The organism is Halomonas sp. H2 (assembly GCF_050215315.1).
Classification (GTDB): Bacteria; Pseudomonadota; Gammaproteobacteria; order Pseudomonadales; family Halomonadaceae; genus Vreelandella.
In genome coordinates this window covers 1,985,857-2,011,022 of the sequence record NZ_CP189760.1, presented here as the reverse complement: position 1 = coordinate 2,011,022, position 25,166 = coordinate 1,985,857, and the positions used below count along the sequence as shown (strand labels likewise).

The following is a 25,166-nucleotide window of genomic DNA, read 5'->3' as shown; positions in this document are numbered from 1 at the left end:
GGTGAGTGGAGTAAACGTTATATCGAATGAGGATCTACCGCCAATCGCGATACCGGCAGAGTGGCTTCAATAAGGCCTACGTTAAGTAAAAAGGTCTCAAAAGCCTTATAACGGCGACTATCTAGCGCTGCGGGGCTAAGCGCCATACGGCGTAAAATATCATTCCATGCGGCGCTGTTAGCGTCATTTTCGAGCATCGGATAGGCACTAATCAGCAGCTCCCAAGCGGCAGTAGGGTTATCAATAATCCAGTGGCTCGCCTCTTCAAGGGCAAGCGTAAAGCGAGACCAGGTCTCGGCTCGGCGGGCAAGCGTATCGCTATTGGCCAATACCACGAGGCCATCATGGCGTGGAATATCCAGCTCATCGAAGCGAATAATGTGGGTGCTAATGCCTTCGGTAGCCAATTGTTGGGGGAGGTAGTGGTAAAAGCCATCCGCCACGGCGTCAATTTGGCCCTCCCGTAGTGCCCTTATCGGATCGAAGTGCAGGTTGACCGGTGGGGTGAAATCATCAGTTTGCTGCACCGAGCGGGGCAATAAACGCGGAATGCTCAGTTCGCGCCCCTCGCCAGTGGTATAACCGTAGTGTAATCCTGCCAGGGTATGCTCGGTTTCCGCTTGCTCTTCTCCCATCACAATCACTGCAGTTAACGACGTTTCGATTAGCGTCGCAATACGGGTGATCGGCGCGCCGTTATGGGCCTGCAAATGTAGCAGCGGCTGGCGGGTTAATGCTAAATCGACTTCGCCTGCGGATAGGAGTTTGATAGCGATAGAGGGGTCGGCGGGGGACTGAATATCCACCTCCAGCCCCTGTCGGGCATATAGGCCGCGCTCTTGAGCAATCAGCAAGGCCGCATGCTGAGGGCTTAAGTACCAATCCAGCATCAGCGTGATGCTTTTAAGTGGAGGCGGCTCGAGCGGCGGTGCCGGGGTAAGTGCCATGGTGGGCACTTCTTCCTCGACCTCTTCACTATCAACGGGGAGCCACAACGCATGGGGTACTTCTACCTTAGTGTCCAGCGTTAGTGGCGCCGTTTCCTGAGAGATTTCGGTATCTTCAGTACTTTCACTGTTTTCAGCACTTTCAGCACTTTCAGCACCTTCTTCAGTTGCATAACTAGCTGAATTAAAAAATAATAAGGTGAAAATGAGCGTCACCAGGGTAGGGTGCCAATAACGTGTTAGGCAGCGCAACATAGTCAGTAACTCCAAATGTTGTAACGGCGAAGTGTAGCCGCCAGAGAAAGCTTCTGACCAGCCCTTAACCACAAGTGTGCGCAGAGAAGACACGGTAAATTCAACGTTTACATGTAATAATAGCGCTGTATTGATGTAAAGACGGAGAGTCATGGACGCAATTTATATGTTCTTTTTGGTAGGCGGTTCCTTGATGGCGCTCAGCATTCTGGCCAGCCGTTTATCGTCAATGATGGGTGTCCCGCTACTGTTGATCTTCCTCGGGCTGGGCATGCTGGCCGGTGAGGAGGGCGTACTGGGCGTTGTGTTTGATGACTACTCCATGGCGTTTGCGATAGGTCACCTCGCGCTTGCCATGATTTTGCTAGACGGTGGCTTACGTACTCGCCTCAAAACTTTCCGGGTCGGTTTCAAGCCCGCGCTTTCGCTAGCAACTTTCGGTGTGTTTATCACCAGCGCCATCGTTGGCTTAATTGCCATGTGGATTTTTGGCCTATCCATTGTGGAGGGCCTTCTGGTCGGTGCCATTGTGGGCTCCACCGATGCCGCTGCGGTTTTTTCCATGCTCAGTGGCCGAGGCGTCAATCTTAACGAACGGGTAGGCGCCACCCTGGAAATTGAGTCCGGCACAAACGACCCGATGGCGATTTTCCTGACCTTAATGCTGGTCGAGCTATTAGTGGGTGATATCGGTGGGCCGACTGAAACGCTGCTGTTTTTCATCTCCCAGTTTGGTATCGGGTTAATCGTGGGGGTCGGGGGCGGCTGGCTAAGCGCCAAGTTGTTGCGCTGGCTAGATTTAGCGCCAGGCCTGTACGCCATGTTGGCATTGGCGCTGGGATTCAGCGTGTTTGGTTTAACTAGCGTGCTGGGCGGCAGTGGTTTCCTAGCGATTTACCTTGCTGGTTTGATGATTGGCAATCAGCCAGGGCGCCACCTTAACTTCATTCTTCCTGTGCATGATGGCTTGGCATGGCTAAGCCAAATCGGCCTGTTCCTGGTGCTTGGTCTATTAGTGACGCCTAGTGAACTTTGGGAGGTGGCACTGCCTGCTGGGTTAGTGGCGCTAGCGCTAATATTCATCGCCCGCCCACTGGCCGTACTGATCACCATCAAGCCGTTCTTTAAATTCCGTTGGCGGGAAACCTTCTTCATTGCCTGGGTGGGCTTGAGAGGCGCAGTGCCGATTGTGCTAGCTATCTTTCCGGTGATTGGCGGGGTCGAAAATGCCTCGCTCTACTTTAACGTTGCCTTTGCCGTGGTGTTGATGTCGCTGCTGATTCAGGGCGGCTCGCTAACGCTGATGGCCAAATGGTTAAGGGTAGAAGTGCCGGTCGGCACCGTACCTAACCGACGCGGGCCGTTGGGCATCCTGCCAGAAAATGATTTTGAGCTGTTTGTGTACGGGGTGGAAAACCAGGATTTGGAGGATGTGCCCATTCGCCTACTGCGCTTCCCTTCAGGCGCGCTGATTTCAGCACTTTTCCGTGACCATAATATGCTTCACCCCAAGGGCAGTACGCGCTTAAAACTAGGCGATGTGATTTGTGTTATTGGTCGTTCTGAAGATTTGTATGCCCTCAACCGGCTGTTTAATGGCGACGCCAAGCTCAAGCAGGAGCGTGCCTTCTTCGGCACCTTCACGTTGGATGGCAGTGCACAAATGCAGGACATCGCCCAAGCGTATGGTTTAACGCTCAGTCCCGGTGAACAAAATATGACCCTGGCTGAGTTTATTGCCCTGCGGGTGGGTGGCCACCCGGTTATTGGCGATGACGTAGACTGGCACGGCATTCACTGGGTGGTCAGCGATATGGAAGGCGGAAAAATTACCCGAATCGGCCTACGGTTGTACTAAAAGGCGTTGACTTCCAAGGGAAAGCTGGTAGTATATGCCCTCGTAAGCCGGAGGGATGGCAGAGCGGTTGAATGCACCGGTCTTGAAAACCGACGTAGGTGAATAACCTACCCAGGGTTCGAATCCCTGTCCCTCCGCCAATATTAAAAAAGCCGCTGATTTCAGCGGCTTTTTTGTTGTCTGAAGGTTTTTGACCCACACCTTGCAATTGGCTTTCTTCGAAACGACTGGGACGCCTATGGGTAGTTTTTCTATCCATGCAAGCGGCTATAGGCCTGCCACTGAGCATCCTTTCCCAAAGCTTACTCCGCATGACAGTCCTAAACTGCTACTCCAAAGATGACCCAGACTGCATACATCGTTATTGTGGTCTTAAGAATTATGAGTATTTACCATAGACAGATTTCGGCCCTAAGCGGACATTCCGGAAAATGCAGCAGGCGCGAGAATTTTGGATATACAGCCTAATTAAAATAAATAACTCAAGGGGTCATAGGCTTGGGATAACTTGACGGGCTGCATTTTTCGGAAAGCTCAATCATAAGATGGGAAGTCTAATCCACAGTAGTGACGATGAGTGCTATTGTAAAAGTTCATTGAGTCTTTCCCTGTTAGGTTAAGTCGCCTTTTCAGCTTAGCCAAACGGGCTGAGCTGGGGGAGAAGGCTCAATGAGTATCAAAAAGCAGCAGTCGGACGGCTTTTCCATTGCGCCTTCAGCTCCACTTCAAAGCCGCCGCTGTGCTGAGTGTTAGGCCCCTTATCCAACATCACCACAAGCGGAGTTCCAATGACCTCTTTTGCGCTCATCATCAAGCACAAAACTCAGCCCGGGAAACGGGATGAGGTTCGGAAAGTATGGGAAAATCACATGGCACCAGCCATTTCGGCAAATCCGGGGCATACCGCGTACTTCTATTGCTTTGACAACGCTGACCCAGATTCAATCTACGCCTTCCAACAGTACGCTAGCGTTGAAGCGTCACAAGAGTTCTTAAAGACGGACGGCTACGCTGCTTACCTGAAAGACGTCGAGCCACTTCTGCTTGGTCCGCCGCAAGTTATGGCGCTGACTCCAGTGTGGTCCAAAGGGGCCTAACATTTCGTTCAAGCTGCAATTCAAGGAGGTTAGAAATACCATGCGTTTTTTGTCTATTGCTCTTATTGTCTTCCTGTCCGCTTGCGGGCAATCATCGACCGATGGTCCCGCCTCCGCGGAGCAGTCCAGCGATGCAAGCTTGTCCTTCAAGTACCAGTGTGAAAACGGGAAAACAATCAAGGTTTCATATCCCACGGACAGTACAGCCGTCGTGGAATACGACAACCGCCGCCTTCAAATGGAAATCGCGGTCTCGGGGAGTGGAGCGCGGTATGTTAGCGAGCGTCTGGAATGGTGGACAAAAGGCAGCGGAGAAGGCGCATCGGGTACGCTGTTTCGTCACTTGGAAGATGGCACCTCGGGCGGCGCAATTGAACAATGTGCGCAGGGCGCAGATACGGCTTAACAAATCGTTGGAGAGGGGCTTTTGCTACGCAGGCTGCGCTTGCTTCGCAAAACTCAGATTCCGCACTGAAACTAGTTTTCCTAAACTGGCGCTTGAGTGCTGTATCATGGACCGCACTAGGAATTGGTGGTGCGATTGTTGACCACGTTGGCTCTGAAAACTGGTCGCTGAACTATACATTTCTCTTAATGGCAGCGATGGTCACCCTCAGCGTAATATCAAAATGTATGTCTTTTTCATTTGTGCTCTATCGAAAGCAGGTTCCTAAGCTTCAAGCTCTCCCTCTATGCAGCTCAAATGGTGCTGCCATACAAGTATCTACTGGCCGAAACCAGCCTTCCAAGGCATTCATGTATCATTTCCAGAAGGTCACTACCTGAATGTCCTCAGTGGGCGCATTTACCTTTTGCCTTCTCTATACGCTTGCGCCAATAACGCGATGAGGCTTATTAGTGGCTCCTATCGGTTAAGCCGACGAAACCATGAACGCAGTCAATGGCAGGGTAGGGCAACACAGGCTCGACAAAATTCAGGCGTTATGACCAAAGGTTTTGCGCCAGTCGCGTGGGTTGACTTGATGATGCTGCCTAAAGTGTTGCCGGAAAGAGGTCGCTGTGTGAAAACCAACTCTCTCTGAAATCGCTTCCACCGACAAGGAAGTGGTTTCCAGTAGTTCGCGTCCACGTCGTAACCGCTCGTTCACTAACCACTCCACGACCGTCATGCCGGTCGCTTTTTGAAAGTGACGCGTGAAGGTACGTCTGCTCATGGCGGTACGCGCCGCTAGCTCATCTATGCTATGCGAAGCGGCTAGGTTTTCTCTCAAATAGTCCAATAAGCGATTGATATGGGCGTCCTGGGTGGAGACGGCAACGGGTTGCTCAATAAACTGCGCCTGCCCTCCTTCACGATGCGGCGGCACCACCATGATGCGGGCAATCTTATTGGCAATCTGGGCGCCGTAATACTCGCGCACTAGGAACAAGCAGCAATCCAGGCCAGCAGCAGTGCCCGCAGAGGTCACCAGACGATCCTCCTCCACATAGAGCGCATTGGTGTCCAGTTTGACCTTGGGGAAGCGGCGACTGAAATCCTGCTCGGCCAGCCAGTGCGTTGACGCCCGCTTACCGTCGAGCAACCCCGCGTAAGCCAGGGCATAGGTGCCATAACAGAGCCCGACCACATGAGCACCCCGCTCATGACAGCGGGTGAGCGCCTCAACTAACTCGGGCGGCGGGGCTTCGTTCAGGTCATGCCAGCCGGGCACCACCGCGATATCCACGTTGTCCAAAAGCTCTAAACCACCATCCGGCCGGATTGTCATGGCGTGCTCGGCCTCCAATGTTTCTCCTCCCGGCGCCACAAGGGATAGATCGAACAGTGGGCGATCGATCATCGCCATACCGAACAGCGTGTAGGGCACTGAAAAGTGGAAAGGGCTAATACGTGGGTGGAGGATCAGTCCGACGCGAGGCAGAGACAAGGCTTGGCTCCTAAAGTCGTATTCACTTAATACTACTATGCTGGCCCAAAAGTTTCGATCATTGTCTTTCAGGCCAATGTTTATGTTGTTTGAACGCCTCTACACTACTCGTCATCAACCCACCCACATTTTAATAGGAAGTATACAAATGTTAGTTAAAGCCTTAGCCAGTTCTCTCGTCCTCGCCACAGGACTCATTGCCGGTAACGCCTTTGCGGATTCAAACGCTCAGGCGTCAACGCATCAAGTACAGCAGATTCGCAATGCAACGGTGAAAGTCACCTATGGGGACACCACCTTTTTGGTTGATCCGATGCTGGCCGAGCAGGGTGCTTATCCTGGCTTCGAGGATACTTATCGTAGCGAGTTGCGTAATCCATTAGTGGGGCTACCCATGCCCTTTGAGGAGATGATCGATGACGTCGACGCTGTCATCGTTACTCACACACACCTCGACCACTGGGACGATGCCGCCCAGGAGCTGCTGTCGAAGGACATTCCCCTGTTTGCACAGAACGCTGCCGATGCCGAGCTGATTCGCTCACAGGGTTTTAGTGATGTGCGTATTTTAGACGGTGAGGCGGAGTTTGGAGGAGTGAAAATGCATAAAACGGGCGGTCAGCACGGCTCGGATACTCTCTATGCTGTCCCCGAACTGGCAGAAGCCCTCGGTGACGTTATGGGCGTCGTCTTCGAAGCCCCTGACCAAAAAACCACGTATCTAGTGGGCGACACCATTTGGCGTGAAGAGGTTGAGCAGGCACTGGCGCAATACAGCCCCGAGGTGATTGTGGTGAATGCCGGCGCCGCCGAGATGACTGCTTTTGAAGGTGACCCAATCATCATGGGTAAGGAAGATACGCTGCGTATGCATCAGGCAGCCCCTAATGCTGCAATCATCGCGGTGCATATGGGTGCCGTGAACCATATGACGCTAAGCCGTGAAGAGTTGTCTGATTACGTGCAAGAAGTGGGGATCCAGGATCACGTCTCTATCCCTGCTGATGGCGAAGTCATCTCCTTTTAATACCATGGGTCGCCTTTGATGGCGGCCTATTTCTTTTTATCAACGTCTAAACGTTGGCACGTTGGCTTGCTGCCTTCATTGCCTAAGTACCAACGCACTGACAACCACCACTGAAAAAGGAATAACCCCATGAGTAATCGCGCCATTATCGTCGTCGATATCCAGAATGAATATTTTCCCGGTGGTAAGCTGCCACTGGAAGGTATTGAAAAGGCAGCGGCGAATGCCGCCAAGGTCGTTGAGCATGCGCGGTCGGCAAAAGATCTCGTCATCTATGTCCAACATGAATCTGCTGATCCAGAGATTCCTTTCTTTACCCCCGGTACGCCAGAGGTCGCCATCCATTCCGTGGTCGCGCCGTTGGAGCAGGAAACAGTAGTCGTTAAGAATTTTCCGAACTCGTTTCGTGAGACGGGTTTGAAAGCGCTACTGGATGAGCAAAGTATTGAGGAAGTCGTCATTATCGGCGCCATGAGCCATATGTGCATCGATGCAACCAGTCGTGCGGCGTCGGACTTCGGCTACAAGACAACGATCATCCATGATGCTTGCGCCACGCTGGATCTTGAATTCGAAGGCGCTACAGTGCCTGCGTCTCAGGTTCACGCAACGATAATGGCGGCCCTGGCATTCGCTTACGGCACGGTAATCACCACAGATCAATACGTTAAGTGACACTATCAACCTGTAAGACGTATTTAGCTCAATGCCGCCTTCGTGGAATCACTAATGGAAGGCGGCATTGGGGGCTGAATCGCCACAATAGGAGTTTCGCTCGAAGAGAGTTAAGCGAGCAGGCACCTATGGTACGGTTTTTCAGAAGCCGTGGCGTTCCGTGTACTTGGCCCAGAGCAGCTGCAAGGTAACGCCCTTGGTCTTGAGTTCCTGGTGGACCTGGAAGTAATCCGGCTCGGCAAAGCGTGAGGGCGGTGCCTTGACGGGGAACAGCCGTGCTTCCAGCCAGGCCTCATCAGCATCCTCGGGCAACGGCCAAGTGATGCCCTTCGCCTGGGCCTGGCTGACGTACTTGCCGACCACGCCTTTGGAGAGACCGCAGGCGCGGGAAATGCGGTCGTGGCTCAGGCCTACTTCGTGCTTGAGGCGCAAGACCTCGATGATCTGTCGCATGGAAATCCTCGCAGCCGGCATCCGCACTTCCTTGTGATGAAAAAGAAGGGTATGCCGAATAAAGTTGAAGAATTTGGAGATTACGCGCACCGGGTTGGAGAAGTTCGTGAAGAGGGACTTGGGGTCGTGATGTGGTCACGCATCCCGCTGTTGGAGCAAGAGGTTAAGCACTTGGTATCTGAACGTCGGCCATCGGTCTTCGCGACCCTGGATGTGTCAGAAATCGGGCCAGTGCGCTTCGTTGGCGCCCATCCGGTTTCGCTAGGCCTACCGGAAAGAAATGCAACTAATGATAATAAGGAAGAGCGTCGAGATAGTCGTGAACGCGATGCTGAACTTATGCTGATTGCCCGGCATGTGGAAAAAGACCTCGACAACCGGTGCATTGTCACTGGGGGCTTTAATGACGTTGCATGGTCTGGAACCACTAAGCTATTCGCTGATTTAAGTGATCTTAAAGACCCACGGTGTGGCCGGCGTCTGCTGAGTACCTACGCATGCGCAACGTCCGTGGTGGCGATACCCGATTGACCACCTATTTGTGTCAGACGGTTTCCACCTGATCGATATTGACCGGGTGAAGGTGCACGGCTCTGACCACTTCGGTATATCGACGACCCTAACCGCTGCGCGAAAGGATCAGGCCAAGCCTAAAGCCTCTGAGGAGGAAGAGCAGGAGGCCGAAGAGGTGACCGAGGAGGGGGAGGAGGATGCCGCTGAGCATGATGCAGGCGCTTCTGAGGCGGGGTAGGTGTCAACCGCGCTGACACGGGCCTTTGATAGACTGGCGCTAACGTTGTAACGCCACCGAATTACTTGCTTGTTTTATAATTCTACGTACCGCTTGCTCAGGCAAGGGGTGTCAATGATGAAGAGAACATTTACTTACGCTTGTACGCTAAATAAGCAAAAGGACCGCTATTAAGCGACCCTTGCAAATTGGTTAACGGAAATTATCAAGCGATGCGCTTGGCGATCCAGGAAAATGCGCTATCACTTAGTGATTTTTTACCGTGATGCTCGCGGTGCTGGCTCCACACCATGCCGCCTGATACAACGGCAAGACTAAGTAGCATTCCGGCAAGAATAAATTCGTTCATGGCTTACCTTCCTCATCTGAGGTTTTGTCCCGCTCTACATAACCATAGCCGAATGACCCCACAAAGATCAAGAGTATACCCAGCCCCACGCCTAGCCAAACGTTATCGGTGTTTAGGCTAGGGTTGGTGACTACCCAGCCCGCAGTGAAGCAGGTTGCCACCACAATGACCCCCACATTGCGGGTTGCTTCCAAGAACTGCTGGCGGGTCGCCCGGGCACCGACTCTCCGGCGCAGCGCCGAGGCTCTGCGTTCTTGCAAGCTTCTCTTAAGCCTGGTGCGCAACGCACTTTGTGGCTCATTATCATTGTGGGGGTCTTTCAAGCGGTCTCCATCGTAATGCGTTCAGCTAGTTGCTAGAAACAGCATTGATAGTAGATGAATATTCAACGATATCAACCCCCCAGATTTATTAACTTGTGTCCCGCGCATGCAGTCACCATAGGCCATTGTATCGCCTGAACGCTCTTCTCAAGGAAAGCATATGGACCGTGTATTTGCGTGGGATCACCACCACAATCAAGTAGTTTATCGAATTCCCGGCCATCAGTTTGGTGATGGTCGGGAAGATAGCGATTTCTCTCCTGTCTGGCTGCCCGCGGAGGTGACTGATTTGCCCGAAGGGGTCTCGGTGGAGGATCTACGCAAAGTATCCGTGAAGGAGTAGCGGCACCGCTGATCCGATATCCACATACTTCTGAAATACACCTAGTCGAGTGGAGGCCGTTATGGCCTCCGACTTGTTTGTCGTTTCACCCTGTTTTCGCCGTATCTTTGATCAATAAGATTATTTCGCACCGAAAATTTAAAAAAGACTACGTATTCATTCTTTAATACTAAAGTATATTTGTTTTTTATCAAATGCTTATTGGTATTATTTTCGACAACAAAACGAATTTATTGCATACGTATTCTTTTTCTACTAAAACTATTGGTGTTGATCGCAGTCAGGCTTGGCTTATGACGGGCGTGGCTTTGAACTTGCAACAAAAATAAAGACAAAAGGAGCTTATAAAATGCATCACTTTCATCTTACTCCACTGAAAATATCAGCTCTGGCCGGGGCTGTTGCCATGGCGATGACCACCGCGGCGTTTGCTCAGGCTGAGCGCGTGATTGATGTTAGCTTGCCCCTCGGCCCAGAATCTCAGCAGGGCGTAGGTGTTTTGAAATTTGGTGAAGAGTTAGAGCGTCTTTCAGATGGGCGTTTATCCATTGATCCGCATTATAACAACGCTCTAGGTGCTGAACGTGAAGTGGTCGAGGGTATGGGGTTCGGTATTATCGATGCCGGCATTACTTCAACGGGGCCAATGGGGGGATTTGTCGATCAGTTCATGCTGTTTGACCTGCCGTATATCTTTGAAAATCATGAGCACGCCTACGCGTTTCTAGACAGCGAGTATGGGGAGCAGTTGGCGCAACTCGCTGAAGATCAAATGAATGTTAAATTCCTAGCGTGGATGGAGAATGGCTTCCGCCATAACACCAACTCCGTGCGCGCGCTTAACACGCCTGCCGACCTGGAAGGCATCAACCACCGCACCCAGGAAAGCCGTGTGCAGGTTGATACCTGGGAAGCCTTAGGGGCTAACGCAACGCCGATGGCCTGGACAGAGGTTTATACCGCGCTCCAGCAGGGCGTAATGGATAGTCAGGAGAACCCACTCCCGACTATCTACGATGTCAACTTCTACGAAGTTCAGGACTACCTCAATCTTACCCAGCATGTCTATTCCCCAGCACCGCTAATGATGGGGTTAGATCTGTTTAGTTCGTTTAGCGAGGAAGACCAGGCGATCATTCTGGAAGCGGCGCAAATTGCCTTACCTTTTCAGCGTGAAGCTAGCCAGGAGCTGGAGCAGCGCTATCTCGTCCAACTTGAAGAACTGGGTATGACGGTTACCCATCCCGACCTTGAGCCTTTCCGCGAAGCTGTCCGCCCGGTGATTGAGCAGTGGTCGCCTACCGTGGGTGAAGAACTCGTCGAAGCCGCAATCAATTTCGAGTACTGATCCTCTGATAACACGCGGGGGGGAACCCCCCGTTCTTTCATCGCTGGTGAGGCCGCTATGAAGTCTTTTTTGATACTGGTCAATAAAGCTATTGATCAGTTTAACCGTGTGGTGGGCTGGGGCTTGGCATTTTTGCTACTGACCATGACCGTACTGATTTTTTGGCAAGTATTTGCCCGATTTGTGGTTGGTAGTCCTTTATTTTTCTCCGATGAAATAGCCCGCTTTGCGATGATTTGGTTGACCTTTATTGGTGCTGGCTTTGCCTATCGAAAAGGCGCGCTTATCTCAGTCGATATCTTGCTGGAGTACGCCAGTGCCCGTTTCTCATGTGTATTAAGAGTCATGGTGGTGCTTTGTTCGGCGCTGTTTGCACTGATAATCGTCAAATATGGCTTTGATCTTGTCGGCCGCGTTGCCAGCCAGACCGCACCAAGCACACGGGTATCTATGATGTGGCCTTATATGGCTGTTCCATTAGGCGGCATCGTTATTTTAGTGAATAGCGTGGCGCTGTTAATCGACGAAGTGTTGGGAAAAGATCATCCTAAACGGGCGGGAATCCAGCCGCCGGAGGCTGGCTAATCATGGCAATTATGTTGTTTTTACTGCTGCTAGGTCTGTTTCTGCTTGGGGTGCCGATTGCCTTCTCACTTGGGCTTGCGTCAGCAGTGACGGTCTGGCATGGCGACTTGATGCCGATGTTGATTGTGACTCAGCAATTGATTGGGTCGGTTAACTCGTTTCCCTTGATGGCGATTCCGTTTTTTATTCTGGCGGGAACGTTGATGCAGTACGGGGGTATTTCCAAGCGGCTGGTGAACTTCTCCAACACCCTGGTAGGCGGCATGACCGGTGGGTTGGCGATGGTGGCTATTGTTACCTCGCTATTTTTTGCCGCTATTTCCGGCTCAGGCGCCGCGACTACCGCGGCAATTGGGTCGATTTTGATACCAGCGATGATGGCAAAAGGCTATCCAGGCAGTTACGCAGCTTCAAACCAAGCTGCGGCAGGGGCTCTTGGGGTTATTATTCCACCGAGTATTCCGCTGATTCTGTATGCCATCGCAGCGAATGTATCAGTAGGCGATATGTTTATTGCCGGTATCTTACCCGGCATTCTAGTGACCCTCTCACTACTGTTATTTGCCTATATTTTTGCCCGTAAACATAGCATCGGTGGCAATCAAAAAAGTACCCCTAAAGAGATGCTACTAGCCGCACGAAAGGCGTTACTGGCGATTTTGATGCCGGTGATCATTCTGGGTGGAATTTACGGTGGCATCACGACGCCGACAGAAGCAGCCGTTATTGCTGTTGCCTATTCGTTTATCGTCGGTTTCGTGGTGTATCGCGAAATCAAACTGCGGGACTTGATGCGCATCTTGCAAGACTCAGCGGTTACCACTGCAATCGTGTTAAGCATTATTGCAGCAGCTGGGCTTTACGGAAGAATACTGCAGAGCCTGCGTGTGCCTACCATGGTGTCGGACTTTGTGCTTTCGACTATCGGTAGCCCGTTGGCCTTTATCATTATGGCCAACGCAATGCTGCTGTTCGTTGGTATGTTTATTGAAGCGGCTGCAGCTATTCTTATTTTCGTGCCAATACTGCTACCGATAGCGATAAGCTTTGGTTTCGACCCCGTACATTTCGGCATCATTATGGTGGTGAACCTTGCCATGGGCATGTTTACGCCTCCCGTAGGTTTGAATCTCTTCGTTGCCTCGCAAATTTCTAATATCGGTGTGGCCCGATTAACCCGCACGATTTTGCCGTTCGTCGCTATCGTGCTTATCAATGTATTAATTATTAGCGTGATCCCTGCGCTATCCACGTGGCTCCCGTCACTTTAAACCGTTATTCAAATTCGTAATAACAAGGAGAACAGCTATGTCAGTTATTGACAGCCTCATGCCTCGAAAAGGATTAAAGGTGCTTATTACTGCTGGGGCCAACGGGATTGGTTTAGTCATTGCAGAGGCTTTTAAAGAAGCTGGCGCTACGGTGCATGTTTGTGATGTTGACGAAGCGGCGCTGGCATCCCTACCAGAAGGCATCACCTACACATTAGCGGATGTTAGTAATGCTCAAGATATTGATCGACTCTTTGACGACGTGAAGCAGTTGGGCGGGCTTGATGTGGTTGTCAATAATGCGGGAATCGCCGGGCCCACTGCAGGTGTTGAGGAGATTGGCGAAGCGGAGTGGACCCGCACCATCGATATCAATTTGAGCGGGCAGTATCGGATTGCTCACTGTTCGGCAGCGCTGCTGCGTGAGAGCCAAGGACTGATGATTAATCTGGCCTCGGTGGCAGGGCGGTTAGGTTTTGCTTACAGAACGCCTTATGCAGCGAGCAAATGGGCGGTGGTCGGGCTAACCAAGAGTCTCGCCTGCGAGCTGGGCCCAGATGGCGTACGCGTTAATGCGATTTTACCCGGCATTGTGCGCGGCCCACGTATTGAGAAAGTGATCGAAGAGCGTGCGGCCAAGCGGGGCATTAGCTATGAAGCGATGGAGCAGGAGAACCTAGCCAAGGTATCGATGCGCAAAATGGTGGAGCCCACAGATGTGGCGGCAATGGCGCTATTTTTATCTGCGCCAGGGGGCTCGAATATCTCCGGCCAGGCGCTCAGCGTGTGCGGCAACGTCGAAACGCTATAAACAAGAGGCACGATAGTGATGCAATCAAAGACACAACAGGCAACGGCTAGTGCCGTCTCACAAATGAAAATTGGTGTAGTCGGGGCGGGTTTGATTGGCCGCGCCTGGGCCATTGTATTTGCTCGGGCAGACTTTAACGTAAGCGTGTATGACGTGAATACTACCGCGCTGGATAAAGCCGGAGACGCCATACGGCAGTCATTAACTGACTTGCAGCAGGCAGGGTTGGTGACGGGTGTTGAGCAAGTGATGGCGCGCATTCGTTTTGATGCTGATCTTGTGAGTGCCATGCAAGGAGTGGGATATGTTCAGGAGTGTGGCCCTGAAAATGTCGAGGGTAAGCGAGCCATCTATAGCGAACTAGAAACAGCAGTAGCAGACGACACAGTGCTGGCGAGTTCTACCTCTGGGATTGCCGCCTCACTTTTTAGCGATCATTTGCGTCACCCCGAGCGCTGCTTAGTTGCTCATCCGGTCAACCCGCCCTATTTAATTCCTCTGGTTGAGGTGGTGCCAACGCCCCAGACCTCTGAGGCTGCAACCGCCATGACCATGCAGCTAATGGAAGCCGCCCAGCAAGCGCCTATTTTAGTGCGTAAGGAGATTGAGGGTTTCGTGCTTAATCGCTTACAAGGCGCGTTACTCAACGAGGCGCTGCGACTGTTTCGCGATGGTTATGTGTCTGCCGAGGATCTCGACAAAACCGTGAAATACGGGCTTGGCTTGCGTTGGTCGTTTATGGGCCCATTTGAAACTATTGACCTGAACGCGCCGGCTGGCGTGGTCGACTATGCCAGCCGTTATGGCCCTTTGTACCATCAGGTAGATCAGCAGCGGGGGAAAGAGAACCCCTGGGATGACGCAACGCTAAACGCTCTAGATGAAGAGCGCCGCGCTTTATTGCCCAGCACTAAGCTGGCGGCTCGTCATGAGTGGCGTGATCGCCGCTTGATGGCGCTTATAGCACATCAACGCTCTATGACTGAATAAGGAGGCCCTAAGATGGCTCAGAAGCGAAAAGTTATTATTTCTTGCGCGGTAACTGGTGCAATTCATACCCCATCTATGTCACCGCATCTACCGGTGACACCAGAGGAAATCGCGCAGGCCAGCATCGCGGCGGCTGAAGCTGGAGCGGCCATATTGCACCTACACGCTCGCGATCCCGTCAATGGCAAGCCCACCCAAGATCCCGCAGTGTTTGAACAGTTTTTACCCAAGATAAAGACCGCAACGAACGCGGTGATTAACTTGACCACTGGGGGCAGTCCGCATATGACGGTCGAGGAGCGGATGCGGCCAGCCATGGAGTTTCAGCCTGAATTAGCCTCTATGAATATGGGCTCTATGAATTTTGGTCTGTTTCCAATGCTTGATCGTTATCAGTCGCTTGAGCATCAGTGGGAGCGCGATCACCTCGAAAACAGCCGCGACCTGGTGTTCAAAAATACCTTTGCAGATATAGAAAGGGCCATCACCCTGGGTACCCAGAATGGCACTCGGTTTGAGTGCGAATGCTACGATATCGGCCATCTGTATAATCTTCGTAACTTGCTGGATAGAAGCGTCGTAGGTGGCAAAATATTTGTACAGAGCGTATTTGGCATCCTGGGCGGCATAGGCCCACACCCGGAAGATGTCATGCACATGCGCCGCACCGCTGACCGACTGTTTGGTGATCGTTACGAGTGGTCTGTATTAGGTGCTGGCAGCAGTCAAATGCGCATAGCGGCGCAGTCAGCCGCAATGGGTGGCCATGTGCGGGTAGGGCTGGAAGATTCACTTTGGTTGGAGCCAGGTAAACTGGCTGAAAATAACGCCAGTCAAGTCAAACGGGTACGAGAGCTTCTTGAGGCGCTCTCTTTTGAAATTGCCACACCTGATGAAGCACGGGAAATGCTGGAGCTTAAAGGAGTTGATAAAGTCGGCTTCTAATTTACTTAAAAGGTATTAGAAATTAAAGGTATTAAAATTGTAGAGGGCCCGCAGGGCTGGGCCTTCTCAATTACGACGTTGAGCTTAAGCCTATTCACTAATCGCCACATTAAGTTGAATCAATGAAAAGAAAATCCGTCACTTCACGCGATGTCGCTCAACTGGCTGGGGTTTCCCAATCAGCAGTCAGCCGCAGTTTTTCACCCGCGTCCAGTGTGTCTGAAAAAACACGTAAGAAAGTGATGGAAGCGGCAAGAACACTTGGGTACCGACCCAACACTATCGCCCGTTCGTTAATTACCCGCTCAAGCCGCACGATTGCGGTGGTAACGTACAGTCTTCAAAACCCGTTTTATGCGTCATTACTTGAGAAAGCCTCGCGCTTCTTACAGCAGCAGGGCTACCATTTATTGCTGTTTTTTGCCCCACAAAATGGCGATTTCGATATGCTGGTCGATGACCTGATTCGTAGTCAGGTTGAAGGGGTGCTGATGCTGGCCATTACCCTCAATCAGCATCAAGCCGCAGAAGTTGCGGACTTTGGCATTCCTGTGGTGATTATCAACCGGACCGTGGAGTACTCGGGTATTAGCCAAGTCGGTAGCGATAATTTTCAAGGTGGTTATTGGGCGGGGCGCTATCTAGCGTCGCTGGGCCGCCAACGGATCGCCTATTTGGCAGGCATACCTGAGTCCACGACTAACCGCCAGCGCGAAGAGGGGTTTAAGGCCGGCTTGGCAGCCGAGGGGCAGACGTGTTTTGCCTACGATGAAGGGTATTACCGCTATGATGATGCTTGTGACGCCGCGCGACGCTTATTTTCAACGCGTACCATGGAAACCTTACCCGATGCTCTCTTCGCTGCAAATGATTTGATGGCGATTGCCGTTATGGAAACGCTGCGGGATGAGCTGCACTTATCAGTGCCAGAGTACGTTTCGGTCATTGGCTTTGACGATATGGCAATGTCAGCTTGGCCCAGTCATTCGCTTACGACTCTGCAACAACCTATCGATCAGATGATTATCAAAGCAACCGAACTGTTGCTTACCCATATTAGCAACCCGGACGCTTTGCCAGAGCAGCTTGTTCTGCCGGTTACCCCTAGAATACGGCGGAGCACTACTGAAGGAGTACTGCTGAAATAGTACTCCTTTAAGCCGCCACGTTTAACGCAATTTCACGCAATTTCGACCTTATTAATATAGATGGCATTAAGCGCACTTTCGGCTACTATGCGTTTATTAGTCGCCTAAGGAAATGCTGTCATGTTGAAAGGTTTGATCGTCTGCTTTGCGGTTTTGTTTGCGCAATTGGCGGTGCTGCATGTGGTTGATACACGTCTCTATAACTCTCCGAAAGATGCTCGTCAAACGGCAGTAATGATGGTTACCCCGCATAAAGATGATGACGAAGAAGTCCGAGTTAATAGCGATTAACGTTTGCCACATTGAATGATGAATGAACACCTAGCGGCGCATGATGGCGCTAGGTGTCGTTAAAAGAGCCTCAAAGCAACCGCTATAGTACCTCCTCTAGCCAATCATTAAATGTCGCCCATGAGCGCTGGTCGGCACTTTCGTGGTAGGCGTCGCTGCCAAATACGCTAAACGCGTGTGGCGCGCCGGAATAAATACCTACCTCATAGTCAGTACCAGCCGTTTCCAGCTCATCCGCCAAGGTAGCAACGTCATCTAAGCTCACTGAACTGTCGGCACCGCCGTGGGCAATGAAAATTGGCGCTGTATCGGCTGAATAGGACTGACCCTCGGGCGTGGTTAAGCCACCATGAAAGCTGCTGTAGGCTGCGATATCGCTTGCTTCGCCGGAGCGGGCGATCTCTAACGCCACGGCGCCACCAAAGCAGTACCCCATGATAACGGTTTGTTCGGCGGCTCCTTGCTCTCGGGCTTGTGCTAGCCCACCCAACGTCAGGGCGCGCATACGTTCTCTATCTTCATAAAGGCTACGGGTCGCGGCCTGTTTGTCTTCCACTCCCTGAGGGCGGTTGCCCGTGCCATAGAGGTCAACGGCAAATACGTCGTAGCCTTTATCGGCCAGCATATCAGCTCGTTGGCGCTCATAATCATCCAACCCATCCCAGTCATGGACAATCAGAACGGTTGCTTGGGCATCCTCGCTTGCCGATACAAAATAGCCTTCGAAAGCTTCATCATTCACACGGTAGGAAATATTATCTCCTACTGGTGAGTACGCCAGCAGGGGAGCCGCCTGGGCAAATAGTGCTAAAGTGGCGATTGGCAATAGAATCTTTTGCATTTTGGTGGTGTCCAATGGGTGTGTTAGCCAAGCATAGACAATTCTTGCCAGGCTGATTCAACGTGGAAAAACTATTTGCGTGGAAGACAAGGGCTTGCGTCTGGAACTCAGTAACGGCATTCTTGTCCGTTGTTGGAAATACCATTAGGGAGCATGAATACATGGCTTACAACGACTCACGTACGGTACGTCCCCAGTCGGGCGGCGTTGCCAATAGTGTTAGTACGAACAAGGTGTTGCGTAACACCTATGCGCTACTTGCAATGACACTGCTGTTCTCAGCCGTTACTGCTGGTGCGGCTGTCGCTCTGGGCATCCAGCAAATGAACATCTTTGTGTTCTTTATTGGTGCTTACGGACTGATGTTTCTTGTCCACAAAACGGCAAACTCTGCGGCTGGGCTACTGGCAACGTTCGCATTCACAGGCTTTATGGGCTTTACGTTAGGGCCAATCCTGTCTGCTTACTTAACCCTGCCGAATGGCGGTGCATTGATCATGAATGCGCTGGCTATGACCGGGTTAACGTTCGTCGGGCTGTCAGCGGTCGCGCTAACCACTAAGAAAGACTTTAGCTTCTTAAGCAATTTCCTGATGGCAGGCGCCATCGTGTTGATTCTGGCCATGGTGGCTGGGATCTTCTTCAACATTCCGGCGCTTTCACTGATGGTATCAGCAGGCTTTGTGCTGTTTGCTTCAGCGGCGATCCTGTATCAAACCAGTGAAATCATTCACCGCGCTGGTGAGACTAACTACATTCTCGCTACGGTGACGCTCTACGTATCCATCTACAACCTGTTTGTTAGCCTGTTGTCTATCTTGGGTATCATGAGCAACGATTGATGCTTAGGCAGTGCTAGATCAATCGCGCTAGATAACACGGCAGGCCCTATTTAGGGCCTGTCTTTTTTCTAGGGTAACGCCATCGGGTATTAACATCATGCAGTACGGTTTACTTGTCATGGGTGCACCTTATAGCAGTCCGGCTCCGCACTCTGCGCTGCGGTTTGCCCACGCTATCATTGCGCGAGGGCACCAGCTAGCAGCTGTGTTTTTCTATCATGACGGCGTGCATAATGCCTCATCACTAATGGCGCCTCCGCAAGATGAACTTAACCTGCGTGAGGCCTGGCTTGAACTGCACCAGCATTATGACGTTGCTTTAGATGTTTGCATTGCAGCGGCGTTGCGCCGAGGGCTAATGAGCGAATCGGAAGCACTGCGGCACGGTAAGCAGGCGTTTAATATAGCCGCTCCCTTTGAGTTAACCGGTCTTGGCCAGTTGCTTGAGTTACAGCAACGCTCGGATCGCTTTATTACGTTTGCTTAAAAGGAGAACCCATGGCGGTACCTAATGCACTGTTGGTGATTATTCGCCATGCACCCCACAGCTCTAACTGGTTACGCGAAGGTTTAGATGCTGCATTAGTAGCGGCAGCCTTTGGCCAACCCGTGCACTTACTATTTATGGGTCAGGGTATAATGGCACTGTTAAAAGAGCAGGGAAGTGGGGCGCCGGGCCAAAAAGCCACGCTGCCTACCATTGATATGTTAGGAATGTACGATATTGAACAGCTCTGGGTGCCGGAAGGGACGCTGAAAATTATGCAACTATCCACGGATTCTCTGGTAGAGGGCGCCACCCTGGTAGCAGACCAAGAAATTCCCAAGTTAATGCAGCAACACGCTACAATACTTAACTTTTAGGGCCTAGTGAGCGCATTATGATTCTACACATCCTCACCAAAGCGCCTGACAGCAGTGCAGCGACTCAAATGCAGCAGGCGATAGGCAATCAGGATAGCGTGTTGCTGATCGAAGAAGCGGTCACTGCGGCACTTGATCCGTCCTGGGCCGCCTGGCAAAAATATCAGTCGCATATTTTTTTATTGTCAGAGGATTTAGCCTCCCGCGGGCTTACTGGCATTGCCGCTAAACACCAACTTCCCACCGTGGAAGTAGATGGCTTCGTGGCACTTACTGAGCAGTATGAAAAGACAGTTACGTGGTATTAAATATGTCAGAAACGAAAATATACCGTTATCTTGATTCGCAACAAGAATATCCGCTAGATCCAGAAGGCTATCTTGTTAATCAGTCAATATGGAACGAATCGGTCGCTAATTTGATGGCGCAAGAAGAGGGCTTAACACTTACCCCGGAACACTGGGAAGTGATCGAAGTCGTTAGGGCTTTTTATCAGCGTTACGAAATGGCACCGGCGATGCGACCGCTAGTGAAAGCGACGAAGAGTGCGCTGGGTGAGGAGAAAGGCCGCTCAATATATCTGATGCAGCTATTCCCCGGCAGCCCACCAAAGCGAATTGCCCGCCTGGCAGGCTTACCCAAGCCGACTAACTGCCTGTAGCTCAAGTGAGTAGTGCGCTAGTTTTCAGATAGAACTACACTGCATCACCGCGAGTACAGACAGATAACACCACCGCATCATCAGGGCTGGTAGAGACCAATGCATGCCCCATATCGCTATCAAAATAAATACTGTCGCCCTCGGCCAGCACTAGCGGGGCATAGAACTCGGTATAGAGCATGATATCGCCGTGCAGCACGATCAAAAACTCTTCCCCATCGTGGCGCACCCACTGGTGATACTCGTCAAAACTGCGTGCCCGTATAATCGTCTTGAAGGGGATCATGCGCTTCTGAGCGAGCTGGTGACCCAATAATTCGTGCTCGTAGGTCGGGGTAGGGTGCAGCTGCCCTTTGCCTTTGCGGGTTAAATCGCGCCGCCCCATGGTGTAACGCTCCCGCTTCGGCGGTGTGAGCAACTGCGGAAGGTCGATATTAAGTCCGGTAGTCAGTTTTTGCACCACACTGAACGTCGGTGAGACTTGGTCATTCTCAATTTTTGACAGCGTTGAGCGTGCAAGCCCAGTGCGCTGGCTAACGTCTTCCAGAGTCCACTGGTTGGCAAGGCGGATTTGCTTGAGCCGTTCACCAAGGCGCAGCGGTTCAACAAACGGTTTACTTCCCGATGCGATACGCAGCGCGGCGTGCTCTTCAGAGGTAGCTGTCATAGGGTCGTCACATTGGCTGCGTTAGCGTGGGCTTTAAGCATTTAAAAACGCGCATGATACCACAGCCCAGAAGCCACCAAGAGTGGCTGTTGAAATGTAGCGTGAAGAAGCCTTCTAAGACGGCACTTCGCTAAACGGCAGCCCCAGCAGCGCTTTAAGGTGCGCTTCCACGCCACTCGCCAACGATTTTGGATTATAGCCGCCTTCCAGTACCGAGACTAAGCGGTTATCGGCATACAGGGTGGCGATCTCCATGGCCATATGAGTAACCCAATAGAAATCTTCGTCCTCTAAACAGATATCCCCCATTGGGTCATCTCGATGGGCGTCGAAACCAGCTGATATCATCACCAAGTCAGGTTTAAAAGCGTGCAGGGCGGGCAGCCAGTGGTTTTCAACAATGCGCCGAAACTCAGCCCCACCGGTGCCTACTTCCAGAGGCGTGTTCACCACGTTTTGCCACTCACTGCGCAGATAGCGCCACGGGTAAAACGGATATTGGAAGCTAGTGCAGATCAGTACCTCGGGGTCGTTTTTGAAGATATCGATGGTGCCGTTGCACTGATGAACGTCAAAATCCAAAATAGCGATGCGCTTAGCGCCATATTTAGCGCGAGCATGAGCAGCGCCAACGGCGATGCTATTGTAGAAACAGAAGCCCATGGCATCGCTGGCTTCCGCGTGGTGGCCAGGCGGCCTAACAGCACAAAAGACATTATCGGCCTGACGCTTGAACACTTGGTCTACCCCACGAATGACCGCGCCAGCTGCCACTCGGGCGGCTTGCAAACTATCAGGGTTCATCATGGTATCGCTGTCTAGCGTCACGATGCCCTGTTGGGGCAAACACTTTTCCAGGGCGCGTAGATGGCGCAACGGGTGTACTCTGGCTAACGCCTCTTCACAGGCTTCTTTAGCATCCGCCTGCATGGTTTGCTGCAATAACCCAGCAAGCGATAGGCGCGCGCGAATGGCCTCAAGACGCTGGGGGCTTTCAGGATGCTCTGGCCCCATATGGTGCAATGAGCAGTCTGGATGGGTAAGGTAGGCAGTAATCATTCAAACGCTCCATTATTATTGATGCCACCATAATCGCCTACAGGCCCTAGGCGACAGTGTTCTTAAGTCGTACAGCCGCTATCTATTTCAGGAGACTCACTTGTGAGCACGCGCTTTTTGCACCATTTTTTTGAACCTCGCACGTTAGCGGTGTTTGGTGCCTCTGAAAAGCCCGCGTCATTGGGCGGTTTAGTGCTGCGCAATATTCAAGAAGGCGGCTTTAAAGGGCCGCTGTGGGCAGTCAACCTGAGAGGCTACTCGCAGGTATTTGGCGTGCCCTGTGTTAGCCGCGTCAGCGAGCTACCCGAAATACCGGATTTGGCTGTCGTGTGTACTCCCATTGAAGGTGTCCCTAGCCTGATTAAAAAGCTTGGGCAGCACGGTGTCAAAGCGGCGTTGGTGCTCTCGGGCGGTGCTTATTTGGATCGCGATAAAGGCAATGTAGGTTCAATCCGTGAACGTATGCTAAGTGCGGCACGAGTTTCGGGTATTCGCGTGCTCGGGCCCGAGTGTATGGGGCTGATCGTGCCGGGCAAAAAACTCAACGCCTCCTACGCTAGTCAGCCAGTGAAAGCGGGCCGTGTCGCTTATCTGGGTCAGTCGGGCATGCTGGCCAATGCCATGATCGATTGGGCGGCGGGGCGCGATGTTGGCTTTTCGCATTTGATCACCGTGGGCGATAGCGTGGATGTGCTGTTGCCGGACTTGATCGATTACGTTAATCAATTTTCGCCAGCCCAGGCCATCTTGCTCCACTTAGAGCGAATCAGCGACGCTCAACACTTTATGACCGCCGTACGTGACGCATCGCGTAACCGATTAGTGTTGGCGATAAAAAGTGGCCGAACGCCCGAGTCGGATATTTCCGGCATGGCGCCTACCCCCGGTATTGCCAACCGCGATGTGGTATTTGACGCAGCGTTTGCCCGAGCAGGTGTGGTGCGCGTTGATGACTCTGATGAGCTGCTTGATGCGCTGGAAACCCTGTCGCGCATGAAGCCCCTCAAGGGCGACCGCTTGGCGATTGTCTCAAACGGCTTGGGACCCGCGATGCTGGCCATCGATAAGTTGATCAGTGCGGGCGGAAAGCTGGCCGAGTTTAGCGCCGAAACCCAGGCAGCGCTGCATCGTAGCGAAGTGGATATGAGCAAGCCGGGCGAGAATCCAGTAGATTTGGGCGGTAACGCCTCGCCCGAGCGGTTTGTACAAGCGCTGGAAATTGTTGCCGCCGATGCCAATGTGGATGCGGTGCTGGTGGTTCATGCCCCCACTCGGATGGCACCTTCACTGGTAACGGCCCAAGCGCTGATCGATAACCGCAAGAAATTCCGCCGTAACCTGCTCACCAGTTGGATGGGCTTAAAGGAGGCGCTTAACGCTCGCCATGCTTGCAATATCGCAGGGATTCCAACCTATATTTCACCCGAAAAGGCCGTTAAGGCATTTATGCATATGGTGATTTATCAACGCGTTCAAGCGCTGTTGCAGGAGATTCCGCCCAGTCTGCCATTTTCCACCAGCCCTGAAATACGCGCCCAGTGCCGCCTGCTGATTAAGCAGGCAAAAGAGCAGGGTAGGCAGACCTTGACCCACTCTGAAACGGCCCAGGTGCTGGAAGCGTATGGTATTCCTACGGCGCCGAGTGTTTATTTGAACAGCCCGGATGAAGCGCTGGCCAGGGCGACCGAAATACCCGGCACCAAGGCGCTTAAAGTGATTCATGAAGGTAATTGTCGTCCTTATCGCTACCGCAAGCACCCGCATAAAATCTCAGCGGGCTTGTTGCAGGATTTGAAGACGCCAGAGCAGGTGGCAGTAGGCGTTCGGACGCTAGGCGAAAAAGTTGCTGAAAAATTCCCTGAGTACGCCATTCGTGAGTACTGTTTGCAGCCCATGCAGCGTGGCAAGCACTCGATGCAGATTTGTGCGGGTATTACTCGCGACCCGGTCTTTGGGCCGCTTATCGTGTTTGGTATTGGCGGCTATAAAGTCAATGTGCTTGCCGACCGCCAGATAGCACTACCGCCATTAAACATGAGCCTGGCGGCCGACATGGTAGGCAGAACGCATGCTGCGTCGTTAATTCGAGAACACTCCGCGGACCCTGAACGCGACGTTGCGCACCTATGCCAAATGCTCGTTAAACTGTCGCAAATGGCCTCTGATCTGAGCGACTTACGTGGACTGGAAATTAATCCACTGTTGCTTAATCGCGATGGCATGGTTGCCGTCGACTTTGCTATGGATCTCGGCACGCCTTCGCGCTTCGCTATCATGCCGTACCCTGAAGAGCTGCGTGAATGGTTTACACTCAAAAACGGCTGGCAAGTCGAGGTAAGGCCTATTCGTGCCGAAGATGCCCCTCTGATTACGACCTTTCACCGCCAGCTCTCGGAAGAGAGCATCCGCTTCCGCTATTTCCACAATAAATCCAACCTAACCCAACGAGATTTATCGATCCTGTCGCATATTAACTACGACCGTCAGATGGCGTTCATTGCCGAGTATTTAGGCGACGATGGCAGTAAAGAGATGCTGGGAGTGGTGCGGGTTTGGAATGATCCGGATAATATTCGCACTGAGTTTTCAGTGATTATTCGTGATGATTTGCAGGGATTAGGGATTGGCAGCCTGCTGATGAAAAAGATGATCGATTACTGTACCCACATTGGCACCCTGGAGATGATCGGCAAAATCATGGTCGATAACCATCCAATGCGCGCGCTAATGAAGCACTTAGGCTTTAAGTGCCGGTACAACATGGAAGAGCAGGTAATTGACGCCGTTCTGCGTCTCAACGAACCCGAAAGTGAGTGGCAACGGCACAGGCTGGAGAGCTTGCCGGATTAGTCCTTGTAGTAAGACCTGCGTCACTA

At 52.1% G+C, this 25,166-nt stretch carries 30 protein-coding genes and 1 tRNA gene; 23 read left to right on the top strand and 8 right to left on the bottom strand.

Annotated features, from left to right (window positions below; genetic code table 11):
- Positions 1–17 precede the first annotated feature (17 nt).
- The gene (locus ACQE2I_RS09345; protein WP_427027814.1) at positions 18–1,295 is read right to left on the bottom strand and encodes an ABC transporter substrate-binding protein; all 1,278 of its coding nucleotides are present in this window, start codon (positions 1,293–1,295) and stop codon (positions 18–20) included.
- A 58-nt stretch (positions 1,296–1,353) separates the two neighbouring features.
- Here ACQE2I_RS09345 and ACQE2I_RS09340 point away from each other — a divergent pair, with 58 nt between their 5' ends.
- The 4 genes from ACQE2I_RS09340 (at position 1,354) to ACQE2I_RS09325 (ending at position 4,563) form a co-directional block, all read left to right on the top strand.
- Complete coding sequence (locus ACQE2I_RS09340) at positions 1,354–3,060, top strand: potassium/proton antiporter (RefSeq protein WP_427027813.1); 1,707 nt, start codon at positions 1,354–1,356, stop codon at positions 3,058–3,060.
- Between the two features lie 49 nt (positions 3,061–3,109).
- Positions 3,110–3,200 (top strand) — tRNA-Ser (locus ACQE2I_RS09335).
- Between the two features lie 648 nt (positions 3,201–3,848).
- Positions 3,849–4,157, top strand: coding sequence for a putative quinol monooxygenase (locus ACQE2I_RS09330; protein ID WP_427027812.1), 309 nt, complete (start codon positions 3,849–3,851; stop codon positions 4,155–4,157).
- A gap of 40 nt (positions 4,158–4,197) precedes the next feature.
- On the top strand, positions 4,198–4,563 hold the full coding sequence (locus ACQE2I_RS09325; protein WP_427027811.1) for an MliC family protein: 366 nt from the start codon (positions 4,198–4,200) through the stop codon (positions 4,561–4,563).
- Positions 4,564–5,092: 529 nt separating this feature from the next.
- On the opposite strand, the gene ACQE2I_RS09320 is transcribed toward ACQE2I_RS09325, so the two are convergent.
- On the bottom strand, positions 5,093–6,046 hold the full coding sequence (locus ACQE2I_RS09320; protein ID WP_427027810.1) for a GlxA family transcriptional regulator: 954 nt from the start codon (positions 6,044–6,046) through the stop codon (positions 5,093–5,095).
- Positions 6,047–6,194: 148 nt separating this feature from the next.
- Between ACQE2I_RS09320 and ACQE2I_RS09315 the strand changes: the two genes are divergently transcribed.
- Both ACQE2I_RS09315 and ACQE2I_RS09310 read left to right on the top strand, forming a co-directional pair.
- Positions 6,195–7,073, top strand: a complete 879-nt coding sequence (locus ACQE2I_RS09315) for an MBL fold metallo-hydrolase (RefSeq protein WP_427027809.1) — start codon at positions 6,195–6,197, stop codon at positions 7,071–7,073.
- 129 nt (positions 7,074–7,202) lie between these two features.
- Positions 7,203–7,748, top strand: coding sequence for a cysteine hydrolase family protein (locus tag ACQE2I_RS09310; RefSeq protein ID WP_427027808.1), 546 nt, complete (start codon positions 7,203–7,205; stop codon positions 7,746–7,748).
- A 141-nt stretch (positions 7,749–7,889) separates the two neighbouring features.
- Here the strand turns inward: ACQE2I_RS09310 and ACQE2I_RS09305 are convergent, their stop codons facing one another.
- Entirely contained in the window at positions 7,890–8,201 is a 312-nt protein-coding gene (locus tag ACQE2I_RS09305; protein WP_427027807.1) for a hypothetical protein, read from the bottom strand.
- 36 nt (positions 8,202–8,237) lie between these two features.
- On the opposite strand from ACQE2I_RS09305, the gene ACQE2I_RS09300 reads away from it, so the two are divergent.
- A complete protein-coding gene (locus ACQE2I_RS09300) occupies positions 8,238–8,732 on the top strand; it encodes an endonuclease/exonuclease/phosphatase family protein (RefSeq protein WP_427031418.1) in 495 nt (164 codons plus the stop codon).
- A 10-nt stretch (positions 8,733–8,742) separates the two neighbouring features.
- A complete protein-coding gene (locus ACQE2I_RS09295; RefSeq protein WP_427027806.1) occupies positions 8,743–8,952 on the top strand; it encodes a hypothetical protein in 210 nt (69 codons plus the stop codon).
- 205 nt (positions 8,953–9,157) lie between these two features.
- On the opposite strand, the gene ACQE2I_RS09290 is transcribed toward ACQE2I_RS09295, so the two are convergent.
- Together ACQE2I_RS09290 and ACQE2I_RS09285 are read right to left on the bottom strand one after the other, a co-directional pair.
- On the bottom strand, positions 9,158–9,301 hold the full coding sequence (locus ACQE2I_RS09290; protein WP_427027805.1) for a hypothetical protein: 144 nt from the start codon (positions 9,299–9,301) through the stop codon (positions 9,158–9,160).
- Positions 9,298–9,561, bottom strand: coding sequence for a hypothetical protein (locus ACQE2I_RS09285; RefSeq protein WP_427027804.1), 264 nt, complete (start codon positions 9,559–9,561; stop codon positions 9,298–9,300). The genes ACQE2I_RS09290 and ACQE2I_RS09285 overlap by 4 nt, the downstream gene beginning before the upstream one ends.
- Before the next feature lie 223 nt (positions 9,562–9,784).
- On the opposite strand from ACQE2I_RS09285, the gene ACQE2I_RS09280 reads away from it, so the two are divergent.
- From ACQE2I_RS09280 to ACQE2I_RS09240, 9 genes are all read left to right on the top strand, one after another.
- A complete protein-coding gene (locus ACQE2I_RS09280; RefSeq protein WP_427027803.1) occupies positions 9,785–9,967 on the top strand; it encodes a hypothetical protein in 183 nt (60 codons plus the stop codon).
- A gap of 349 nt (positions 9,968–10,316) precedes the next feature.
- Positions 10,317–11,315: a TRAP transporter substrate-binding protein gene (locus ACQE2I_RS09275; protein WP_427027802.1), complete on the top strand. Its 999-nt coding sequence runs from the start codon at positions 10,317–10,319 to the stop codon at positions 11,313–11,315.
- A gap of 57 nt (positions 11,316–11,372) precedes the next feature.
- Positions 11,373–11,900 (top strand): TRAP transporter small permease, encoded by a 528-nt coding sequence (locus tag ACQE2I_RS09270; RefSeq protein ID WP_427027801.1) that lies wholly within the window; start codon positions 11,373–11,375, stop codon positions 11,898–11,900.
- A gap of 2 nt (positions 11,901–11,902) precedes the next feature.
- On the top strand, positions 11,903–13,171 hold the full coding sequence (locus tag ACQE2I_RS09265; RefSeq protein WP_427027800.1) for a TRAP transporter large permease: 1,269 nt from the start codon (positions 11,903–11,905) through the stop codon (positions 13,169–13,171).
- 37 nt (positions 13,172–13,208) lie between these two features.
- Entirely contained in the window at positions 13,209–13,982 is a 774-nt protein-coding gene (locus ACQE2I_RS09260) for an SDR family oxidoreductase (protein WP_427027799.1), read from the top strand.
- An 18-nt stretch (positions 13,983–14,000) separates the two neighbouring features.
- Entirely contained in the window at positions 14,001–14,972 is a 972-nt protein-coding gene (locus tag ACQE2I_RS09255; protein ID WP_427027798.1) for a 3-hydroxyacyl-CoA dehydrogenase, read from the top strand.
- A 12-nt stretch (positions 14,973–14,984) separates the two neighbouring features.
- Entirely contained in the window at positions 14,985–15,917 is a 933-nt protein-coding gene (locus ACQE2I_RS09250) for a 3-keto-5-aminohexanoate cleavage protein (protein ID WP_427027797.1), read from the top strand.
- Positions 15,918–16,039: 122 nt separating this feature from the next.
- Positions 16,040–17,065 carry a LacI family DNA-binding transcriptional regulator gene (locus ACQE2I_RS09245; protein ID WP_427027796.1) on the top strand — a complete coding sequence of 342 codons (1,026 nt, stop codon included), beginning with the start codon at positions 16,040–16,042 and terminating at the stop codon, positions 17,063–17,065.
- Between the two features lie 120 nt (positions 17,066–17,185).
- The gene (locus ACQE2I_RS09240; RefSeq protein WP_427027795.1) at positions 17,186–17,356 is read left to right on the top strand and encodes a hypothetical protein; all 171 of its coding nucleotides are present in this window, start codon (positions 17,186–17,188) and stop codon (positions 17,354–17,356) included.
- Positions 17,357–17,438: 82 nt separating this feature from the next.
- Here ACQE2I_RS09240 and ACQE2I_RS09235 read toward each other — a convergent pair whose 3' ends face one another.
- Complete coding sequence (locus tag ACQE2I_RS09235; protein ID WP_427027794.1) at positions 17,439–18,197, bottom strand: dienelactone hydrolase family protein; 759 nt, start codon at positions 18,195–18,197, stop codon at positions 17,439–17,441.
- Positions 18,198–18,358: 161 nt separating this feature from the next.
- Here ACQE2I_RS09235 and ACQE2I_RS09230 point away from each other — a divergent pair, with 161 nt between their 5' ends.
- From ACQE2I_RS09230 to ACQE2I_RS09210, 5 genes are all read left to right on the top strand, one after another.
- Positions 18,359–19,039, top strand: a complete 681-nt coding sequence (locus ACQE2I_RS09230; RefSeq protein ID WP_427027793.1) for a Bax inhibitor-1/YccA family protein — start codon at positions 18,359–18,361, stop codon at positions 19,037–19,039.
- Positions 19,040–19,136: 97 nt separating this feature from the next.
- Positions 19,137–19,526 (top strand): sulfurtransferase complex subunit TusD, encoded by a 390-nt coding sequence (gene tusD / locus ACQE2I_RS09225; RefSeq protein WP_427027792.1) that lies wholly within the window; start codon positions 19,137–19,139, stop codon positions 19,524–19,526.
- A gap of 11 nt (positions 19,527–19,537) precedes the next feature.
- Entirely contained in the window at positions 19,538–19,903 is a 366-nt protein-coding gene (gene tusC / locus ACQE2I_RS09220) for a sulfurtransferase complex subunit TusC (RefSeq protein WP_427027791.1), read from the top strand.
- Positions 19,904–19,920: 17 nt separating this feature from the next.
- On the top strand, positions 19,921–20,211 hold the full coding sequence (tusB, locus tag ACQE2I_RS09215) for a sulfurtransferase complex subunit TusB (RefSeq protein ID WP_427027790.1): 291 nt from the start codon (positions 19,921–19,923) through the stop codon (positions 20,209–20,211).
- A gap of 2 nt (positions 20,212–20,213) precedes the next feature.
- Complete coding sequence (locus ACQE2I_RS09210) at positions 20,214–20,564, top strand: TusE/DsrC/DsvC family sulfur relay protein (protein WP_427027789.1); 351 nt, start codon at positions 20,214–20,216, stop codon at positions 20,562–20,564.
- A gap of 34 nt (positions 20,565–20,598) precedes the next feature.
- Here ACQE2I_RS09210 and ACQE2I_RS09205 read toward each other — a convergent pair whose 3' ends face one another.
- Positions 20,599–21,231 (bottom strand): helix-turn-helix domain-containing protein, encoded by a 633-nt coding sequence (locus ACQE2I_RS09205; RefSeq protein WP_427027788.1) that lies wholly within the window; start codon positions 21,229–21,231, stop codon positions 20,599–20,601.
- A 114-nt stretch (positions 21,232–21,345) separates the two neighbouring features.
- Positions 21,346–22,290, bottom strand: a complete 945-nt coding sequence (locus tag ACQE2I_RS09200) for a histone deacetylase family protein (protein ID WP_427027787.1) — start codon at positions 22,288–22,290, stop codon at positions 21,346–21,348.
- 102 nt (positions 22,291–22,392) lie between these two features.
- Between ACQE2I_RS09200 and ACQE2I_RS09195 the strand changes: the two genes are divergently transcribed.
- The gene (locus tag ACQE2I_RS09195) at positions 22,393–25,140 is read left to right on the top strand and encodes a GNAT family N-acetyltransferase (protein WP_427031360.1); all 2,748 of its coding nucleotides are present in this window, start codon (positions 22,393–22,395) and stop codon (positions 25,138–25,140) included.
- Positions 25,141–25,166: the final 26 nt, after the last annotated feature.

Bases quoted from the DNA above. Each gene is read 5' to 3' on its own strand.
- ACQE2I_RS09305 (WP_427027807.1), bottom strand. From the start codon at position 8,201: ATGCGACAGATCATCGAGGTCTTGCGCCTCAAGCACGAAGTAGGCCTG.
- ACQE2I_RS09275 (WP_427027802.1), top strand. From the start codon at position 10,317: ATGCATCACTTTCATCTTACTCCACTGAAAATATCAGCTCTGGCCGGG.
- ACQE2I_RS09260 (WP_427027799.1), top strand. From the start codon at position 13,209: ATGTCAGTTATTGACAGCCTCATGCCTCGAAAAGGATTAAAGGTGCTT.
- ACQE2I_RS09200 (WP_427027787.1), bottom strand. From the start codon at position 22,290: ATGATTACTGCCTACCTTACCCATCCAGACTGCTCATTGCACCATATG.
- ACQE2I_RS09315 (WP_427027809.1), top strand. From the start codon at position 6,195: ATGTTAGTTAAAGCCTTAGCCAGTTCTCTCGTCCTCGCCACAGGACTC.
- ACQE2I_RS09250 (WP_427027797.1), top strand. From the start codon at position 14,985: ATGGCTCAGAAGCGAAAAGTTATTATTTCTTGCGCGGTAACTGGTGCA.
- tusB (WP_427027790.1), top strand. From the start codon at position 19,921: ATGATTCTACACATCCTCACCAAAGCGCCTGACAGCAGTGCAGCGACT.
- ACQE2I_RS09255 (WP_427027798.1), top strand. From the start codon at position 14,001: ATGCAATCAAAGACACAACAGGCAACGGCTAGTGCCGTCTCACAAATG.
- ACQE2I_RS09340 (WP_427027813.1), top strand. From the start codon at position 1,354: ATGGACGCAATTTATATGTTCTTTTTGGTAGGCGGTTCCTTGATGGCG.
- ACQE2I_RS09265 (WP_427027800.1), top strand. From the start codon at position 11,903: ATGGCAATTATGTTGTTTTTACTGCTGCTAGGTCTGTTTCTGCTTGGG.
- ACQE2I_RS09310 (WP_427027808.1), top strand. From the start codon at position 7,203: ATGAGTAATCGCGCCATTATCGTCGTCGATATCCAGAATGAATATTTT.
- ACQE2I_RS09210 (WP_427027789.1), top strand. From the start codon at position 20,214: ATGTCAGAAACGAAAATATACCGTTATCTTGATTCGCAACAAGAATAT.
- tusC (WP_427027791.1), top strand. From the start codon at position 19,538: ATGGCGGTACCTAATGCACTGTTGGTGATTATTCGCCATGCACCCCAC.
- ACQE2I_RS09230 (WP_427027793.1), top strand. From the start codon at position 18,359: ATGGCTTACAACGACTCACGTACGGTACGTCCCCAGTCGGGCGGCGTT.
- ACQE2I_RS09235 (WP_427027794.1), bottom strand. From the start codon at position 18,197: ATGCAAAAGATTCTATTGCCAATCGCCACTTTAGCACTATTTGCCCAG.
- tusD (WP_427027792.1), top strand. From the start codon at position 19,137: ATGCAGTACGGTTTACTTGTCATGGGTGCACCTTATAGCAGTCCGGCT.
- ACQE2I_RS09290 (WP_427027805.1), bottom strand. From the start codon at position 9,301: ATGAACGAATTTATTCTTGCCGGAATGCTACTTAGTCTTGCCGTTGTA.
- ACQE2I_RS09270 (WP_427027801.1), top strand. From the start codon at position 11,373: ATGAAGTCTTTTTTGATACTGGTCAATAAAGCTATTGATCAGTTTAAC.
- ACQE2I_RS09245 (WP_427027796.1), top strand. From the start codon at position 16,040: ATGAAAAGAAAATCCGTCACTTCACGCGATGTCGCTCAACTGGCTGGG.
- ACQE2I_RS09205 (WP_427027788.1), bottom strand. From the start codon at position 21,231: ATGACAGCTACCTCTGAAGAGCACGCCGCGCTGCGTATCGCATCGGGA.
- ACQE2I_RS09280 (WP_427027803.1), top strand. From the start codon at position 9,785: ATGGACCGTGTATTTGCGTGGGATCACCACCACAATCAAGTAGTTTAT.
- ACQE2I_RS09330 (WP_427027812.1), top strand. From the start codon at position 3,849: ATGACCTCTTTTGCGCTCATCATCAAGCACAAAACTCAGCCCGGGAAA.
- ACQE2I_RS09325 (WP_427027811.1), top strand. From the start codon at position 4,198: ATGCGTTTTTTGTCTATTGCTCTTATTGTCTTCCTGTCCGCTTGCGGG.
- ACQE2I_RS09300 (WP_427031418.1), top strand. From the start codon at position 8,238: ATGAAAAAGAAGGGTATGCCGAATAAAGTTGAAGAATTTGGAGATTAC.
- ACQE2I_RS09240 (WP_427027795.1), top strand. From the start codon at position 17,186: ATGTTGAAAGGTTTGATCGTCTGCTTTGCGGTTTTGTTTGCGCAATTG.